General features: G+C 62.3%; 14 protein-coding genes and 2 tRNA genes. All 16 read left to right on the forward strand.

Annotation, left to right across the window (positions count from 1 at the left end):
• Positions 1–153: 153 nt before the first annotated feature.
• The 16 genes from DXC99_RS03745 to ffh all read left to right on the forward strand — a co-directional run bounded on the left by DXC99_RS03745 (position 154) and on the right by ffh (position 15,419).
• Positions 154–228, forward strand: a tRNA-Asn gene (locus tag DXC99_RS03745).
• Between the two features lie 34 nt (positions 229–262).
• Positions 263–337, forward strand: a tRNA-Asn gene (locus DXC99_RS03750).
• A gap of 161 nt (positions 338–498) precedes the next feature.
• Positions 499–888, forward strand: coding sequence for an Asp23/Gls24 family envelope stress response protein (locus DXC99_RS03755; protein WP_187361832.1), 390 nt, complete (start codon positions 499–501; stop codon positions 886–888).
• 27 nt (positions 889–915) lie between these two features.
• A complete protein-coding gene (locus DXC99_RS03760; protein ID WP_117629282.1) occupies positions 916–2,577 on the forward strand; it encodes a DAK2 domain-containing protein in 1,662 nt (553 codons plus the stop codon).
• A gap of 10 nt (positions 2,578–2,587) precedes the next feature.
• Positions 2,588–4,765, forward strand: coding sequence for an ATP-dependent DNA helicase RecG (gene recG, locus DXC99_RS03765; protein ID WP_117629283.1), 2,178 nt, complete (start codon positions 2,588–2,590; stop codon positions 4,763–4,765).
• The gene (rsmD, locus tag DXC99_RS03770; RefSeq protein ID WP_117629284.1) at positions 4,762–5,412 is read left to right on the forward strand and encodes a 16S rRNA (guanine(966)-N(2))-methyltransferase RsmD; all 651 of its coding nucleotides are present in this window, start codon (positions 4,762–4,764) and stop codon (positions 5,410–5,412) included. Before recG ends, rsmD begins: the two co-directional genes overlap by 4 nt.
• Positions 5,405–5,902 (forward strand): pantetheine-phosphate adenylyltransferase, encoded by a 498-nt coding sequence (gene coaD, locus DXC99_RS03775; RefSeq protein ID WP_117629285.1) that lies wholly within the window; start codon positions 5,405–5,407, stop codon positions 5,900–5,902. Before rsmD ends, coaD begins: the two co-directional genes overlap by 8 nt.
• Positions 5,903–5,970: 68 nt before the next feature.
• Positions 5,971–6,468 carry an ATPase gene (locus DXC99_RS03780; protein ID WP_040358176.1) on the forward strand — a complete coding sequence of 166 codons (498 nt, stop codon included), beginning with the start codon at positions 5,971–5,973 and terminating at the stop codon, positions 6,466–6,468.
• On the forward strand, positions 6,468–7,022 hold the full coding sequence (locus tag DXC99_RS03785; RefSeq protein WP_117629286.1) for a DUF177 domain-containing protein: 555 nt from the start codon (positions 6,468–6,470) through the stop codon (positions 7,020–7,022). Before DXC99_RS03780 ends, DXC99_RS03785 begins: the two co-directional genes overlap by 1 nt.
• 64 nt (positions 7,023–7,086) lie before the next feature.
• The gene (gene rpmF, locus DXC99_RS03790; RefSeq protein ID WP_022094017.1) at positions 7,087–7,266 is read left to right on the forward strand and encodes a 50S ribosomal protein L32; all 180 of its coding nucleotides are present in this window, start codon (positions 7,087–7,089) and stop codon (positions 7,264–7,266) included.
• 87 nt (positions 7,267–7,353) lie between these two features.
• Complete coding sequence (plsX, locus tag DXC99_RS03795; RefSeq protein WP_117629287.1) at positions 7,354–8,373, forward strand: phosphate acyltransferase PlsX; 1,020 nt, start codon at positions 7,354–7,356, stop codon at positions 8,371–8,373.
• Positions 8,374–8,497: 124 nt separating this feature from the next.
• Positions 8,498–8,740, forward strand: a complete 243-nt coding sequence (locus tag DXC99_RS03800; RefSeq protein ID WP_117629288.1) for an acyl carrier protein — start codon at positions 8,498–8,500, stop codon at positions 8,738–8,740.
• A 3-nt stretch (positions 8,741–8,743) separates the two neighbouring features.
• A complete protein-coding gene (gene rnc, locus DXC99_RS03805; RefSeq protein ID WP_117629289.1) occupies positions 8,744–9,469 on the forward strand; it encodes a ribonuclease III in 726 nt (241 codons plus the stop codon).
• A gap of 10 nt (positions 9,470–9,479) precedes the next feature.
• Positions 9,480–13,016: a chromosome segregation protein SMC gene (gene smc, locus DXC99_RS03810; RefSeq protein WP_117629290.1), complete on the forward strand. Its 3,537-nt coding sequence runs from the start codon at positions 9,480–9,482 to the stop codon at positions 13,014–13,016.
• On the forward strand, positions 13,016–13,933 hold the full coding sequence (gene ftsY / locus DXC99_RS03815; RefSeq protein ID WP_117629291.1) for a signal recognition particle-docking protein FtsY: 918 nt from the start codon (positions 13,016–13,018) through the stop codon (positions 13,931–13,933). The genes smc and ftsY overlap by 1 nt, the downstream gene beginning before the upstream one ends.
• 10 nt (positions 13,934–13,943) lie before the next feature.
• Positions 13,944–15,419: a signal recognition particle protein gene (gene ffh, locus DXC99_RS03820; RefSeq protein WP_117629292.1), complete on the forward strand. Its 1,476-nt coding sequence runs from the start codon at positions 13,944–13,946 to the stop codon at positions 15,417–15,419.
• Positions 15,420–15,495 lie beyond the last annotated feature (76 nt).

A 15,495-nucleotide genomic window follows, 5' to 3' on the forward strand; every position in this document is an offset into this window, starting at 1 on the left:
GGCTGACAATTTCGACTGTAATGGACGTTCTTGAATGACTAGTCGTTTAAGAACGTCACCAATGACTAGGCGGAGAAAAATTCTTAAAAAAGTTCTTGCCCTGAGCTGATTCGTCCGTATAATAAACTTCGTTGCTTGAGAGCACGCACCTATTCCTCGGTAGCTCAATGGTAGAGCACGCGGCTGTTAACCGCGCTGTTGTAGGTTCGAGTCCTACCCGGGGAGCCAGAATTTCTCAGCCCATTCCGCTGGGCTTTTTAATTCCTCGGTAGCTCAATGGTAGAGCACGCGGCTGTTAACCGCGCTGTTGTAGGTTCGAGTCCTACCCGGGGAGCCAGGTTGTAAAACCCGTCGCTTATGCGGCGGGTTTTTTCATGCCGCGACCACTTGACTCGAACGTTGCCATATCAACATTTCGTGTCGAGGATGTAATCCCGCGACCCACCACCTCAACATGGCGCGGTCGTTGTAGAATATTGCAATGATTGCTCCCACGACATGGTGCCGCGAGCACCAGATAAGGAGATTCTTGTGTCTGAGACCATTAACGGCAGCCTGAGCGTCTCGAACGACGTTATTGCCGATATTGCCGGTTATGCCGCGATGACGTGCTATGGCGTCGTCGGTATGGCTGAGCAGCTCCAAGGCGCCGAGAGCGTGCGCCTGCTTGCCGGTCAGCGCCTCCGCAAGGGCGTGCTTGTCTCCGCCGACGAGAACGGCCTTACGGTCGATCTTCACGTCGTGCTCGAGAACGGCGTCAACATGAAGTCCGTCTGCCACAATCTTTCGAGCTCCGTTGCCTTCACCCTGCAGGAGATCGCTCAGATCGACCCCGCCAGCCTTAAGATCGGCATCCATATCGACGCGCTCAAGAGCCGTCTGAACTAGCATCCGAAAACGGAGATTCAAATACCCATGATTGCAAAGACCATTCGCACCTGTTTTCCGATCGCTGCGGCTGCCGTTTCCGACAAGGCCGAGGAGATCAACAAGCTCAACGTCTTTCCCGTGCCCGACGGTGACACCGGCACTAACATGTCGCTCACGCTCGCCTCGGTGACCAAGGAGCTCTCCGCCCTTCCTGCCGACGCCGACATGGAGGCCATCGCCGGCGCCATCACCCACGGCTCCCTGATGGGCGCCCGCGGCAACTCCGGCGTCATCACCTCGCAGATCCTGCGCGGCGTGGCCGAGGGCCTTGTCTCCGCCGACGAGCCCATTACGTCCGCCAACATCGCCTTCGCCTTCCGTCGTGCCGTCAAGGTTGCCTTCCAGGCCGTCCGTAAGCCCATTGAGGGTACGATCCTCACGGTGCTGCGCGATGTCTCGACCAAGGCCGACGAGTGCGAAAAGAAGAAGTTCTCGGCCGAGGACGCGCTCGACGCCATCGTCGTCGAGGCCTATCAGTCCGTCGCCCGTACGCCCGACCTGCTGCCCGTTCTGAAGGAGAACGGCGTGGTCGACTCCGGCGCCTTTGGATTTGCCATCTTCCTTGAGAACTTTGTTGCCGCCGCGCTTGGTCGCAGCACCGTTGTCGAGGATTTCTCCGCCACGTTTGACTCCGCTGGCTCTGCCCGCGACGCGGCCCTCGACCGCGTTGAGATTGAGGCCAACGACGACTGGGAGGGCTCGGAGTTCCGTTACTGCAACGAGTTCCTCTTTAAGGCCGATGCCCCGTTTGATGAGGACGAATGCCTTAAGTTCCTGGGCTCCATGGGCGACTGCGAGCTGCTCGTGGGTGCTTACCCCGATTACAAGATTCACGTGCACTCCAACACCCCCAACCTGGTGCTCGAGCACATGCTGCAGCTTGGCCAAATCTACGAGGTCTTTATCCACAACATGGAGATGGAGGCCCACGACCGTACCGCCAAGATCCACGAGGACCAGGAGAAGGCCGCCGAGCCCGCCAAGGCGCTGGGGTTTGTCGCCGTTGCCGCCGGTTCCGGCGAGGCCGACATCCTCAATTCCCTCGGCGTCGACGTGATCGTGTCGGGTGGTCAGACCATGAACCCCTCGACTGCAGATCTGCTGGGCGCCGTTGACCAGGTCAACGCGACCTCGGTCATCATCCTGCCCAATAACGGTAACATCCGCATGGCCGCCGAGGCTGCCGCTTCTGCCTGCACCGACAAGAAGGTTGCCGTCGTTCCCACTAAGACCGTCCCGCAGGCCTTCTCCGCGCTGTTCGCGGTCCTGCCCGATTCTGAGCTCGAGGACGCCGTTGCCGCCATGGTCGACGCCATCAGCGAGGTCCGCGATGGCGAGGTCACCCGTGCCGTGCGCGATTCCAGCGCCTCCGACGGCTCGCCGATTCACTCCGGTGACGTCATGGGTATCATCGCCGGTTCCATTGACGTGGTCGGCTCCGATGTGAAGCAGGTCACGCTCGATTGCATCAACCGCATGCAGGAGGAAGAGGAGGGTGACGCGCTGACGATTCTGGCCGGCGAGGAGCTGTCTGATGAAGCCTTCCAGGAGATCGTCGACGCCATTGAGGAGGCTCAGCCCGATTTGGAGGTCGACGCTCATCGTGGCGAGCAGCCGCTCTACCCCGTGATCTTCTCGATCGAGTAGGCATCTGGTCATGTCCGAGCTGTGCTCCGTGCCGCGCGTCTCGGAGCGCTTTGCCCAGAGCAATGCGCTCGACGAGGATATCGCGCGACTCAAATATGTTTCGGGTAAACGTGAGGAGGCCCTTCGCCGTCTGGGAATTCGGACGGTGGGGGACCTCCTTCTCCATATCCCCCATCGATACCTCGACTTTACCCGCTCGTGGTCCATCGAGATGGCGGCCATCGGTACCGTGTGCACCATCATCGCCACGGTTGACCGTATCGTCCAAAAGCAGCCGCGCCCGCGCATGCAGGTGACCGAGGTCTCGCTTGTTGACGAGACGGGCGTGCTGCAGGTCGCCTTTTTCCGCCAGCCCTGGATTGCCCAGCAGCTTAAGCGGGGCGACCGCCTGGCCGTGATGGGTAAGGTCGAGTTTGCCTACGGTTTTAAGCAGATGGCCTCGCCGCATTTTGAAAAGCTCGAGGACGGGCGTGCCGCGGGCACGATCCTGCCGGTCCATTACGTGAGCGATGGCGTGAGCCAGGCGTGGATGCGCCGCATTGTAAGCGGCGCGCTCGAGGTTGTCGGCAATCCCTTTGATCCCATTCCGGCACCGCTGCGCGCAAAGCGGAAGCTCATGAGCAATGCCCGTGCTTTGCGCTCGATCCACTTTCCCTCGAGCATGGCTGAGCGCGATATCGCGCGCGCACGGCTTGCCTACGAGGAGTGCCTCTACCTGCAGCTGGCGCTGCGCCTGCGCAACGACGGCGGCCTGGTCGATGTGGTGCCCTATGCCCACACCGCGGGCGATCACCTGGCCGCGCTCAAGCAGGCCCTGCCGTTTTCGCTGAGCGACGAGCAGCAGGCCGCGTTCCAGGATATCCTGCGCGATATGTGCGATGGCGGGCGCGTGATGAACCGCCTGCTGCTGGGCGATGTCGGTACCGGTAAGACCGCCGTTGCCGCCTGCGCGCTGGCTGTGGCTGCCGATAGCGGTACGCAGGCCTGCGTTATGGCGCCCACGGGCGTGCTGGCGCGCCAATATGCCGATAAGACCGGCCCTCTGCTCTCGCAGACCGGCATGTCATGGGCGCTTCTGACGGGTGCCACGCCGGCCGCAGAGCGCGAACGCATCCATTCACAGCTGGAATCGGGCGAGCTTGACGTGCTCTTTGGCACCCACGCGGTGCTTTCGGATGACGTTGCGTTCAAGCACCTGTCGCTCGTGGTCATCGATGAGCAGCACCGGTTTGGCGTCGGCCAACGCAACGCCCTGCGCGCGAAGGGCCCCGGTGCCGATCTGCTCGTTATGACGGCAACGCCCATCCCGCGTACGCTGGCGCTTTCGGTCTACGGCGATCTGGACACGAGCATCATCCGCCATCGGCCCGTCCCTGGCGCTGGCGTGATGACACGCGTGCTTACCGAGTCGAGCCGCGACCTTGCCTATGGCGCCATCCGCGAGGCGCGTGAAAAGGGTCAGCAGGCCTACGTGATTTGCCCGCTCGTGGAGCCGAGTGACTCGGTCGATGATCTGGAGGACGTGCCCGGTATCGCCCGCGACGACGAGGGCCGCGTGACGGTCCCCGTGCCGCTGCACGATACGGCGACCGAGCTCGATCGCCTGCGTCTGGCGTTGCCGGGTCTTGCCATCGAGCGCCTTCACGGCCGTATGCCAGCGGGGGAGAAGGACCAGGTTATCGATGCCTTCAAGCGCGGCGAGATCGACGTGCTCGTCTCGACTACGGTGGTCGAGGTGGGCGTCGACGTGCCCAACGCCACCGTCATGGTCATCGAGAACGGTGAGCGCTTTGGCTTGGCGGCCCTGCACCAGCTGCGCGGCCGCGTGGGCCGCGGCAGCGTGTCGGGCACCTGCCTGGTCATGACGCACTCCAAGGGCAACGGCGGCGCTTCGGCGGCGCAAGAGCGTCTCCAGTCGCTCGAAAAGACCTCGGACGGCTTTACGCTCGCCCAGATGGACCTTCGTCTGCGCCACGAGGGCGAAATCCTGGGGTACCGCCAGCATGGCGGTGTGACTCTGCGCTTTGTCGACCTGGATGCCGACGAGGAGCTGATCGAGTGGGCCCATTTGGACGCGGTCGAGCTCTTGCGGTATGCTTGCAACCTTGACTCCGTGGCGACGCGCCCCCTGCGCGATGCGGTCGCCATGCGATATCGACACATTTTTAAGGAGGTCAGCGGAGGATGAGAATCATCGGCGGCGAATGGCGCGGTCGTAAGATCGAGGAGCCCCGTGGTCGCGATGTCACCCGCCCCACGACCGATCGCGTGCGCGAGGCATGCGCATCTATGGTCATGTCGGCATTCGACTTCGATCTGGACGAGGTCCGCGTGCTGGACGCCTTTGGCGGCTCCGGTGCCTTAGGGTTAGAGATGCTCTCACGTGGTGCCCGCTCACTCACGACGTTCGAGATCGATCGGAATGCCGCGCGGCTCATTACCAAGAATATCGAGTCGCTCTGCCATGACCGTGCGCGTTGGCGCGTGGTAACGGGCGACATGCTGGCGAGCGCCTCGCGCGGTCGTGTGCCGGGCGGCCCCTTTGATCTGGTCCTGCTCGACCCGCCCTATGCTTTTGGTGCCGAGCCGGTCGAGATACTGCTGCAGAACCTGGCTCAGCAGGGTCTGCTTGCACCTGGCGCTTATGCCCTGTTTGAGCATGCCGCCGCCGATGCGGGCGCGCATCCGGCAGGCTTTGAGATCGTGCGCGAGAAGCGCTACGGCATTACCTCGGTCGACCTGCTTCGTTGGGTCGGCGAGGGCGAGGATGACGATACCGTCGCCGATGCCGATGGCAGCGACGGCACGACTTTTCAGGAGGATGCTCATGAATGACACCATCAACCGCGTGATCGTCCCGGGCACCTTCGATCCCATCACGTTTGGCCATATCGATGTGATCCGCCGCGCCCGTCGCATCTTTCCCAGCGTGATCGTCGCTGTTGCCGAGTCGCAGGGCAAAAACGGCGTGGGCACCACGTTTATGCTCGATGAGCGCGTGGCGCTGGCCCGCGAGGCGCTCGGCGATATCGACGGCGTCGAGGTCCTGCCCTTTACCGGCCTCTTGGTCGACTTCGCTCGTGAGCAGGGGGCGGGGGCCGTGGTCAAGGGCCTGCGCGCCATGACCGACTTTGAGTATGAGCTGCAGCAGGCCGACCTCAACTATCGCTTGGATAACGAGCTGGAGTCCATCTTTGTCATGAGTGCTCCGCAGTACGGCTACATCTCGAGTTCGGTGGTGCGCCAGATTGCTTCGCTCGGTAGCGACGTTTCCAATTTTGTTCCGCCCAATGTGGTCAAAGCGCTCAAACATCGCTTTTCGTGACGTTTCTTATTGCCTGGTGGCATGTGGTAAACTAGCACGATGATATGTTACCTATGAAAGGAGACCGGATGCCGGGCGAGAATTTTCCTGGCGATAGGATCGTCAGCTTGGTCGATGAGCTCGAAGGGCTGATCGAGGAAGCCAAGCCGCCTTTCGGCAAGAACGCTCAGTTCAAGGTCATCGACGCCGACGTGTTCTTCAACATCCTCGACGAGATCCGCATGAGCTATCCCGAGGAGTGGCAGAAGTCCCGCCGTATCCTTAAGGAGCGCGAGGAGCTTATGGCTTCCGCCGCCGCCCAGGCCGATTCCATCATCGCCGACGCTCAGCAGCAGGCCCTCACCATTGCCGGTGAGCAGGAGATCGTCCGCTTGGCACAGCAGCAGGCCGACGACATCCGCGATCGTGCCCAGCAGTACGAGCGCGAGACGCGTTATGCTGCCGAGGACTACGCAGAGCAGGTCTTTACGCACCTGGAGGAGAACCTCAAGAGCCTGACCGGCACCGTTACCCGTTGCCGTCAGCAGCTCAACGAGGGTGCCGCCCAACAGAATGGTCAGTGGTAATGGCTGAGTTCCCGAGCGTTACCGTCGATCTTTCCGAACAGCTCGAGTTTCCTGGTGATTCGTATCCGCTGACCGGCAAGGTCGATGTTGCCACCTACACGGTGGGCGAGAAGGAGTACCAGCTACAGGACGGCATCGACTACGACGTTGTCTTTACCAATGCCGGTACCGGTGTCTTGCTCACGGGCATGGTCCGCGCGCACGCCACCGGCGAGTGCGACCGTTGCCTGGAGCCTGCCTCGTTTGATATCGCCGGCGAGATCGAGGAGTTCTACCTCTTTGAGGAGCCCGAGGATCCCGAGGCCTACGAGGACGGCTACGAGCTCCTGGGTGAGGACCGCATCGTCGATCTGGGTGAGCCCATCAACGACGCGGTCGTCATGGACACGCCGTTTGTCGTTCTGTGCAAGCCCGATTGCCGCGGCCTGTGCCCCACTTGCGGTTGCAATCTCAACGTCGAGCAATGCGATTGCGCCACCCAGGCAGAGGCAGAATGGGCCGCTGCCACGGAAAATCCATTTGCAGCATTGAAGAATCTCAAGCTCGATGAGTAAAACTGTGGTAGTATCGCTACTTGCGCGTAATCGCCACACTGGATAGTTCATAAGGAAGGTCACTATGCCCGTACCTAAACAAAAGCAGGGTCGTATCCGCACTCACACCCGTCGTTCCGCCAACATGAAGATCTCGGCTGCGGCTCAGTCCACGTGCCCCCGTTGCGGCGCTGTCAAGCTTCCGCATCACGTGTGCCCCAGCTGCGGTTTCTACAAGGACCGCGAGGTTATCGTTACCGAGTAACGGTATACTCTGGATGCGATGCCGTTCCAAATGGAACCACAATGGCCGGCTCAATGAGTCGGCCATTTTTGTATAAGGAGCATGTATATGAGTAACGTTCGCGTTTGTGTAGACATTGTGGGCGGAGACGAGAAACCTCAGGTTGTTCTCGATGGTATCGAGGCTGCGCTTGCCGCCGATCCCGATATCGAGGTCTTGGCAGCTGGCCCCGCTGAAATCGTCAATCCCTTTGCTGCTTCCCATGCACGTGTTGAGGCTCTTGAGGCACCCGACGTTATCGCCATGGATGACGATCCCATTCGCGCCGTGATGACCAAGCGTAAATCGTCGATCGTGCTTGCCTGCCGCGCCATCAAAAAGGGCAACGCGGACGCGTTCTTCTCCGCCGGCTCGACCGGTGCCATGACCGCTGCCGCCACCGCCTATGTGACGCCGTTTAGATATATGGCCGAAGGCAAGAAGCAGCCGGTGCGTCCCTGTCTGACCAATGCGCTGCCCAATCGCGCCGGCGGTCTGACGGTGCTGTGCGATATGGGCGCCAACCCCGATGTCGAGGTCGATGACATGGTGCGTTTTGCCCAGATGGGTAGCGCCTATGCCCGCGTCGTCCTGGGCATCGAGCATCCCCGCGTGGGCCTGCTTGCCAATGGCACCGAGGACGAGAAGGGTTCCAACTTTACCAAGGCCTGCTTCCCGGCCATGAAAGCCGCCGTTCCCGGCTTTGTGGGCAACTGCGAAGGCACCGACCTCACCTCGGGCAATTTCGATGTCGTCGTTGCCGATGGCATGTCGGGCAATATTGCGCTCAAGGCCACCGAGGGCGCTGCCAAGTTTTTGCTGCAGGAACTCAAGGGTGCCTTTATGGCCTCGCTCGGCACCAAGATCGCCGCGCTGCTCATCAAAAAGCAGATGCGCGAGATTAAGGCCAAGCTCTCTGGTGATGCCAAGGGCGGTGCGATTCTTTTGGGCCTGCGTGGCGTGGTCCTAATCGGCCATGGCGCCACCTCGGTCGAGGCTGTTAAAAACGGTACGCTCGCGGCGGCCGAAGCCGTGCGCGCGGGGCTGGTCGAGAACGTCGCCAACTCCATGGACGGCATCGTTTTGTAAGAGCGAGTTAGAGCGCTGTTATGTGCCTCGCGGCCTGCTTCGTGGGGTAGAATCAGAACCGTGTCTTGGTACCGCCCGGGCGGTACCATTCTTTTGGTATTCATTCACTATGAGAGGAAGCGCTATGGACCGCTCCGAAATCTTCGACAAGATCGCCGAGGTCGCTGCTGACGTTCTGGGCGTCGATGTTGCCGAAATTAGCGATGAGACCACCTTTGACGATCTCGATGCCAACTCGCTCGAGCGCCTGCAGCTGGTTACGGCTGTCGAGGACGAGTTCAACCTCGAGATCGATGACGAGACTCTGCTCTCGCTCAACTCTGTCGCCGACGCCGTCGACGCGATCGAAAACGCCAGGGAGGCCTAGGTCTTGGCTTTGTCTGAACGACTTACGCGTGCCCAGGAAATCCTGGGCCACGAGTTCAATAATAAGGTGCTGCTGCGCGCGGCGCTTACGCATCCCTCGGCAGTCGAGGGCCAGCCGGTTTCTGCCAGCTATGAGCGCCTTGAATTCTTGGGCGATTCCATTTTGGGCGCTGTGGTCGCACGCTCCCTGTTTGAGTCCTATCCGGAGTTTGACGAGGGCAAGCTCACGCGCCTGAAGGTGTCGCTTGTCTCGGGCGCTACGCTGTCCGAGGTGTCGCACGAGCTGGGTATCGACGACATCATCATCTTTGGTGCCTCCGAGACCGGTACCGGCGCGCGCGGCCTGCACTCGGCGCTCGAGAACGTCTACGAGTCGCTCGTGGGCGCGCTGTATCTGGATGCTGGCTGGGATGCGGCGGCGGAGTTCATTCACCGTACGCTTAAGCCGCACCTGGCCTCCGAGCGTGCCGAGCACCCCGCGAACCCCAAGTCGTTCTTGCAGGAGTGCGTGCAGGCCGACGGCCACGAGCCTCCGGCGTACAAGCTCGTTGGCTCTGAGGGCCCGGCGCACGCACCGACCTTTACCGCCGTGGTCCTCATCGACGGTATTCGCCAGGGCCGCGGCACCGGTTCCTCCAAGAAGGAGGCCGAGGGAGCCGCTGCGCTCGAGGCGCTCGACCGCATGGGTTACACCACCAACGGCGTGATTCTCAACAAGAAGCCTGTTTAAGCGAGGAACCGTGTATCTCAAGTCCCTCACGCTCAAAGGGTTCAAGTCGTTTGCCGACCGCGCCCACATGACGTTTGAGCCGGGCCTAACCGTCATCGTCGGTCCCAACGGCTCGGGAAAATCGAACATCTCCGACTCGATTCTGTGGGTTCTGGGTGAGCAGAGCGCCAAGCAGCTGCGCGGCCAGGCCATGGAGGACGTCATCTTCTCGGGCTCGTCGGCGCGTAAGCCGGTGGGTGTCGCCGAGGTCACGCTGGTGCTCGATAACTCGGACCATATGCTGCCTGTCGACTTTGACGAGGTGGCTATCACCCGCCGCATGTACCGCTCGGGCGAAAGTGAGTACCTCATCAACTCGAGCCCGTGCCGCCTGATGGACATCCAGGACATCCTGCACGATTCTGGCCTGGGCAAGGATACGCATTCCATCATCAGCCAGGGCAAGCTCGATGCCATTTTGCAGAGCCGCCCCGAGGAGCGCCGCGCCCTCATTGAGGAGGCCGCCGGCATCTCCAAGCACAAGCGCCGCAAGGAGCGTGCGCTCAAAAAGATCAAGTCGATGGACGAGCACCTAACCCGTGCCCGCGACATCAATAAAGAGATCGCCCGTCAGCTGCGGCCGCTGGAGCGTCAGGTCGATCGCGCGCGCAAGTACAAAGAGCTGTCCTCGCGCGCGAACGAGCTTACGCAGATGCTGGCCGTCGACGAGCTGCGTTCGCTGCAATCGCAGTGGAACGATCTGGAGAGCCGCTCTAAGGAGGGCGCCGCCGAGCTGGAGCTTGCGCAGTACCGTCTGGGTGAGAAAGAGCGCGAGCTCGAGAAGCTCCAGGTCATGCTCGAAGAAAAGGGCCTGTTTGTGGGCGACTTGGGCGAGCAGCGCCGGCACATGCAAGATGTGGTCGGCCGCATTAATTCCGACATGCGCCTGCTCGAGGAAAAGGGCCACAACATGGTGTCGCGCCTGTCCGACATGCGCGGCCAGATCTCGAGCTCCGAGCATCAGCGCCGTCGCGTAGTCGAGGAGCTCGAGGATGCGCGTGCCCAGCTTGAGGAAGTGACCGGCGCGCATATGCAGGCCCAGGAGGACGTCGACGCCGCTGGTCCTGCCGCCGCCGAGCTTCACGAGCGCCGCGTGGCGCTTGATGCGCAGATTTCGCAGTTCATGCGCGAGCAGCGCGATGTGCAGCGTGTGGCCGATAACGCCGCGCTCGAGCTCGCCAAGGTGAAGGATTCGCTTTCCAATGCCGAGGTCGAGGACAACATGTATGCCTCGCGCCTGGAGCAGATTGATGAACAGCTCGAGGAGGTCACGGCATCGCTTGAGAGCCGCCGCGACCGTGCCGAGGAGCTTGAGAGCGCCCTTGAGGCGGCTCGTCAGGCCCAGAGCGATGCGCGCGAGGCCACCGAGACGGCACGCGCTGCCCTCAAGGACCTGCGTGCCCGCGAGGGCGAGGCGCGCAACAAGCTGTCCGAGGTACGCTCGGAGCTTGCCAGCCAAAAGAAGCTCGATGCCCGCATGGCAGACAGCTCGCCGCTGGTGAGCCGTCTGGTGGGCGCGCTGGGCGACGATGTCTCAGGCCGTCTGGGCGACGTGCTCGACGCCCCTCGTGAGCTTGAGGGCCTGGTTGAGCAACTACTTGCCGGCGATATCGATGCTCTTTTGTTTGATGATGCCGCTACGCTTGAGCGCGCCGGTCGTGCGGCTTTGGACCAAAAGAAGGCTTCGGGCGAGGCGCTGCTGATGGCGCGCGGCGTGAGTGGCTCTGCTGCCGCCGAGGGCGCTGCCGGTACGCGTCTGGTCGATCGTCTGTCCGTGCGCTCCGGTTATGGCCCGGTTGTCGAGGCACTGCTCGGCGGCTATTACGTGGTCGATGATTTGGCTGCCGCACTGGCCGCGCCCGTCGTTGACGGTGTGACCTACGTGACGCCCGATGGCGCCCGCGTGAGCTGTGGTGGCCTGGTGCGTGTGGGGCTCGATGCCGGCGAGGCTTCGGGCGCTTTGGAGCGCAAACGTCTTATCCGCGAGCTGGAGGGCCTGGAGCCCGATCTGGCTGCCGTGTTTGAGCATGTGTCGGACCAAGTCGTTGAGGCCAACGTCGCCGTCGAGGAGGCCCGTGCCGCCGAGGGCGATGCCGCTGGCGAGATCGCCCGTCTTGAGGGCGAGCGCCGCTCGCTGCTCTCCGAGATCGGCCGCCTGGAGCAAAGCGCCAACAATGCCGAGGTCGAGCGGGTGCGGATTTCCAAGCGTCGCGAGCAGGCCGCTGAGGCCGTTCGCGCCGCGCGTCCGCGCGTGGACGAACTTACCCGTTCGCGTGACGAGGCCCGTGCGCAGGCGAGCGACTTAGGCTTGCAGATTGCCGAGGCCAACGACGAGCTCGATCGCGTGCGCCGCGACGATTCCGAGGCAGCCGGCAAACTCGCCGACGCCAAGGTTCGCCTGGCCCAGACCAGCGAGCGCCTTCGTTCGCTGAAGGGCCGCGTGCCCGATCTGGAGCATCGCCTGGAGGGCATCGACCGCCGTATCCGCGGAACGCGCCAGGCCTCGCGCTCGCTCGAGCTCCTGCGCCTGCGTGTCGACCCCATGCACGAGCGCTATTCGGCCCTGCTGGAGCGCGCGTCGGATTGGGCTGCGCGCCTGCGCGACCAGGCGTCGCTCGAGGAGGCGGACTCGGCCTCGCTCAAGAAGACCATCGAGGACGCCAAGACCGAGGTCGCCCGCGCCAAAGAGCGGGTCGATGTTGCCGCCACGACGCAAAATGAGTTCAAGGTCGCGCGTGGCAAGCTCGAGGTGCAGGTAGAGGCCGCCATTAAGGCCATTACCGCCGATGGCAACACGGTACTCGAGGAAGCGCTTATGCTTCCTGCGCCCACGGACCGCGACGCCGCCGAGCGCGAGCTCAACCAGCTTGTGCGCCAGATCAACAACCTTGGTCCCGTGAACCAAGTTGCCATGGAGGAGTACGAGCAGCTCAAGCGCCGCGCTGACTACATCGAGGAGCAGCTGGCCGATCTGGAGAGCGCGCGTAAGGCGCTCACCAAGATCACGGTGGCCATTGATCGCAAGATGCGCAAGGCGTTTCTGGTGACGTTTGAGAAGGTCGACGCGAACTTCCGCGAGATCTTCGCTATGCTGTTCCCGGGTGGCCAGGCTCATCTGGAGATGACCGATCCCGAGCATCCGGCCGAGACGGGTATCGAGGTCGTGGCGCAGCCGCGCGGCAAGCGCATCACCAAGATGATGCTCATGTCGGGTGGCGAGAAGAGCCTGACGGCGCTCGCCCTGCTCTTTGCCGTGTATCGCACGCGCACGGTGCCGTTCTATGTGCTGGACGAGGTCGAGGCCGCGCTCGACGACGCCAACCTGTCCAAGCTCATCGGCGCCCTCGATGTGCTGCGTTCCGATACGCAGCTCTTGGTAATCTCGCATCAGCGCCGTACTATGGAGGATGCTGACGTTCTCTACGGTGTCTCGATGCAAGCCGACGGCGTCAGTCGCGTCGTCTCGCAAAAACTCGATCGCGAAACCGGAAAGGTCGTGAATGCATAATGGGATTCTTTGACGCTCTCTCGCGCGGACTTGAGCGCAGCCGCGAGGCCCTCAACGAGGTCTTCTACTTTGGCGGCGAGGTCGACGAGGACTTTTGGGAGGACCTTGAGGACACCCTCGTTATGGGTGACATGGGTGCCGAGGTCGCCATTCAGGTCTCCGATGACCTGCGCGATGCCGCAGCCAAGAAGAACCTCAAGACCGCTCCGCAGCTTCGCCGCGCTCTGGCCGAGCAGCTTGAGCAGCACTTTGTGCCCATCGAGCGCGATCCGTTCTCCGATACGCCGAGCTGCGTGCTGTTTGTGGGCATCAACGGTGCCGGCAAGACCACGACGGTCGGCAAGATTGCGAGCGCCATGGCTTCCCGCGGCAAGAATGTCGTGATCGGTTCGGCCGATACCTTCCGCGCCGCCGCCATCGAGCAGCTCGATGTGTGGGGCCAGCGCGCCGGTGTTCCCGTCATCAAGCGCGACCGCGGCTCTGACCCGGCGAGCGTTTGTTACGACGTGCTCGACGAGGCCGACAGGCGCGGCAGCGACCTGGTGCTTATCGACACCGCCGGTCGTCTGCATACGAGCCCCGAGCTCATGCGCGAGCTCGCCAAGGTGGTCAACGTGACGCGTAAGCGCGCCGCCAATATGGCCGCCGGTCCCATGCCGGTCTCGGTCGTGCTTGTGATCGATGCCGCCACCGGCCAGAACGGTCTGAACCAGGCGCTCGAGTTTAACGAGGCGCTGGGTCTGGACGGTATTATCATGACAAAGCTCGACGGCACGGCTAAGGGCGGTATCGCCATGGCCGTGGCCGAGAAGCTCAAGCTCCCGATCCTGCGCATCGGCGTGGGCGAGCAGGTCGATGACCTGCAGGAGTTTAACGCCAAAGATTTCTGCCGCGCCCTGGTGGGCGAGTCCAACTAAGGAGTGACTAGTGTTTGATTCTCTGAGCGATCGCCTCAATGACACATTTGACCGCCTGCGTGGCAAGGGTAAGCTGACCGAGGCCGACATCACCTCGGCCATGCGCGACATTCGCATGGCGTTGCTCGAGGCCGACGTCAACTTTAAGGTTGTCAAGGAGTTCGTCGCCAAGACCAAGGAGCGCTGCATGACCGCCGAGGTCATGGAGTCGCTGTCGCCGGCGCAAAACGTCGTCAAGATCGTGCTCGACGAGCTTACCGAGATGCTCGGCTCCACCGAGAGTAAGCTCGTTTTTAGTAACCGCATTCCTAATGTCATCATGCTCGTGGGCCTGCAGGGCTCCGGTAAGACCACGGCGGCCGTAAAGCTGGCCTACCTGCTCAAGAAGCAGGGCCGCTCGCCGCTGCTCGCCGCGTGCGACGTCTACCGTCCCGCCGCAGCCGACCAGCTAGCCACGCTTGGCGGAGAGATCGGCGTGCCGGTCTTCCGCGGCGACGGTGCACACCCGGTCGACATCGCCAAGGGCGCTATTCAGGAGGCCGTCGACCACCTGCGTGACGTGGTCATCGTCGATACCGCCGGTCGTTTGCAGATCGACGAGCAGATGATGCAGGAAGCCGTGGACATCAAGAAGGCCGTCAAGCCCGATCAGGTGCTGATGGTCGTCGATGCCATGACCGGCCAGGATATCGTCAACGTCGTCTCGACCTTCGCCGAGCGCACCGACTTTGACGGCGTGATCATCTCCAAGCTCGACGGCGATGCCCGTGGTGGCGGCGCGCTTTCCGTGCGCCAGGTGACCGGCAAGCCCATCAAGTTCGTGAGCATGGGCGAGAAGCCCGATTCGCTGGAGCCGTTCTACCCCGACCGTATGGCCAAGCGAATCTTGGGCATGGGCGACGTCGTCGGCATCATCGAGAAGGCCCAGGAGGCCGCCGATGCCGAGCAGCTCGAGGCCGCCGAGCGCATGCTGCGCGAGGGCTTTACCATGAACGACATGCTCGACCAGATGAAAGCCGTTAAGAAGATGGGCGGCATGAAGGGCATTCTCGGCATGCTCCCCGGTGGCCAGCGCGCGCTCAACCAGATGGGCGGCAACTTGGACGAGGGCATCTTCGACAAGAACGAGGCCATCATTATGTCGATGACCAAGGAGGAACGCCTGCGCCCCTCCATCATCAACGGCCAGCGTCGCGCCCGCATTGCCAAGGGCGCCGGCGTGACCCCCACCGAGGTCAACAGCCTTATGAAGCAGTGGGGCGAGATGAACAAGATGATGGGACGCATGCGCACGATGGCCAATCAGGCGCAGGCCGGCGGCAAGAAGGGCAAAAAGGGCAAGAAGGGCAAGAAGATGCGCATGCCCAATATCCCTGGCCTGGACGCTATGGGTCTGGGCAGCATGGGCGGCCTGGGTACGGGCGGTCCCAAGTCCGATATGGAGCTGCTGCGCCAGATGGAAGCGCAGATGCGTAATAAGAAATAGAGCTGTAATTCCAGCTTGATATGGCAAAGGCCACTCGGAAGCTACCGGGTGGCCTTTGTTGTTGGCTTTGATAGTT

Origin of the sequence: Collinsella sp. TF10-11AT, from assembly GCF_003437565.1 — a bacterium.
In the GTDB taxonomy this organism is placed as follows: Bacteria; Actinomycetota; Coriobacteriia; order Coriobacteriales; family Coriobacteriaceae; genus Collinsella.

Coding starts and splice junctions, on each gene's coding strand:
- DXC99_RS03755 (WP_187361832.1), top strand. CDS start 499: ATGGTGCCGCGAGCACCAGATAAGGAGATTCTTGTGTCTGAGACCATT.
- DXC99_RS03760 (WP_117629282.1), top strand. CDS start 916: ATGATTGCAAAGACCATTCGCACCTGTTTTCCGATCGCTGCGGCTGCC.
- recG (WP_117629283.1), top strand. CDS start 2,588: ATGTCCGAGCTGTGCTCCGTGCCGCGCGTCTCGGAGCGCTTTGCCCAG.
- rsmD (WP_117629284.1), top strand. CDS start 4,762: ATGAGAATCATCGGCGGCGAATGGCGCGGTCGTAAGATCGAGGAGCCC.
- coaD (WP_117629285.1), top strand. CDS start 5,405: ATGAATGACACCATCAACCGCGTGATCGTCCCGGGCACCTTCGATCCC.
- DXC99_RS03780 (WP_040358176.1), top strand. CDS start 5,971: ATGCCGGGCGAGAATTTTCCTGGCGATAGGATCGTCAGCTTGGTCGAT.
- DXC99_RS03785 (WP_117629286.1), top strand. CDS start 6,468: ATGGCTGAGTTCCCGAGCGTTACCGTCGATCTTTCCGAACAGCTCGAG.
- rpmF (WP_022094017.1), top strand. CDS start 7,087: ATGCCCGTACCTAAACAAAAGCAGGGTCGTATCCGCACTCACACCCGT.
- plsX (WP_117629287.1), top strand. CDS start 7,354: ATGAGTAACGTTCGCGTTTGTGTAGACATTGTGGGCGGAGACGAGAAA.
- DXC99_RS03800 (WP_117629288.1), top strand. CDS start 8,498: ATGGACCGCTCCGAAATCTTCGACAAGATCGCCGAGGTCGCTGCTGAC.
- ftsY (WP_117629291.1), top strand. CDS start 13,016: ATGGGATTCTTTGACGCTCTCTCGCGCGGACTTGAGCGCAGCCGCGAG.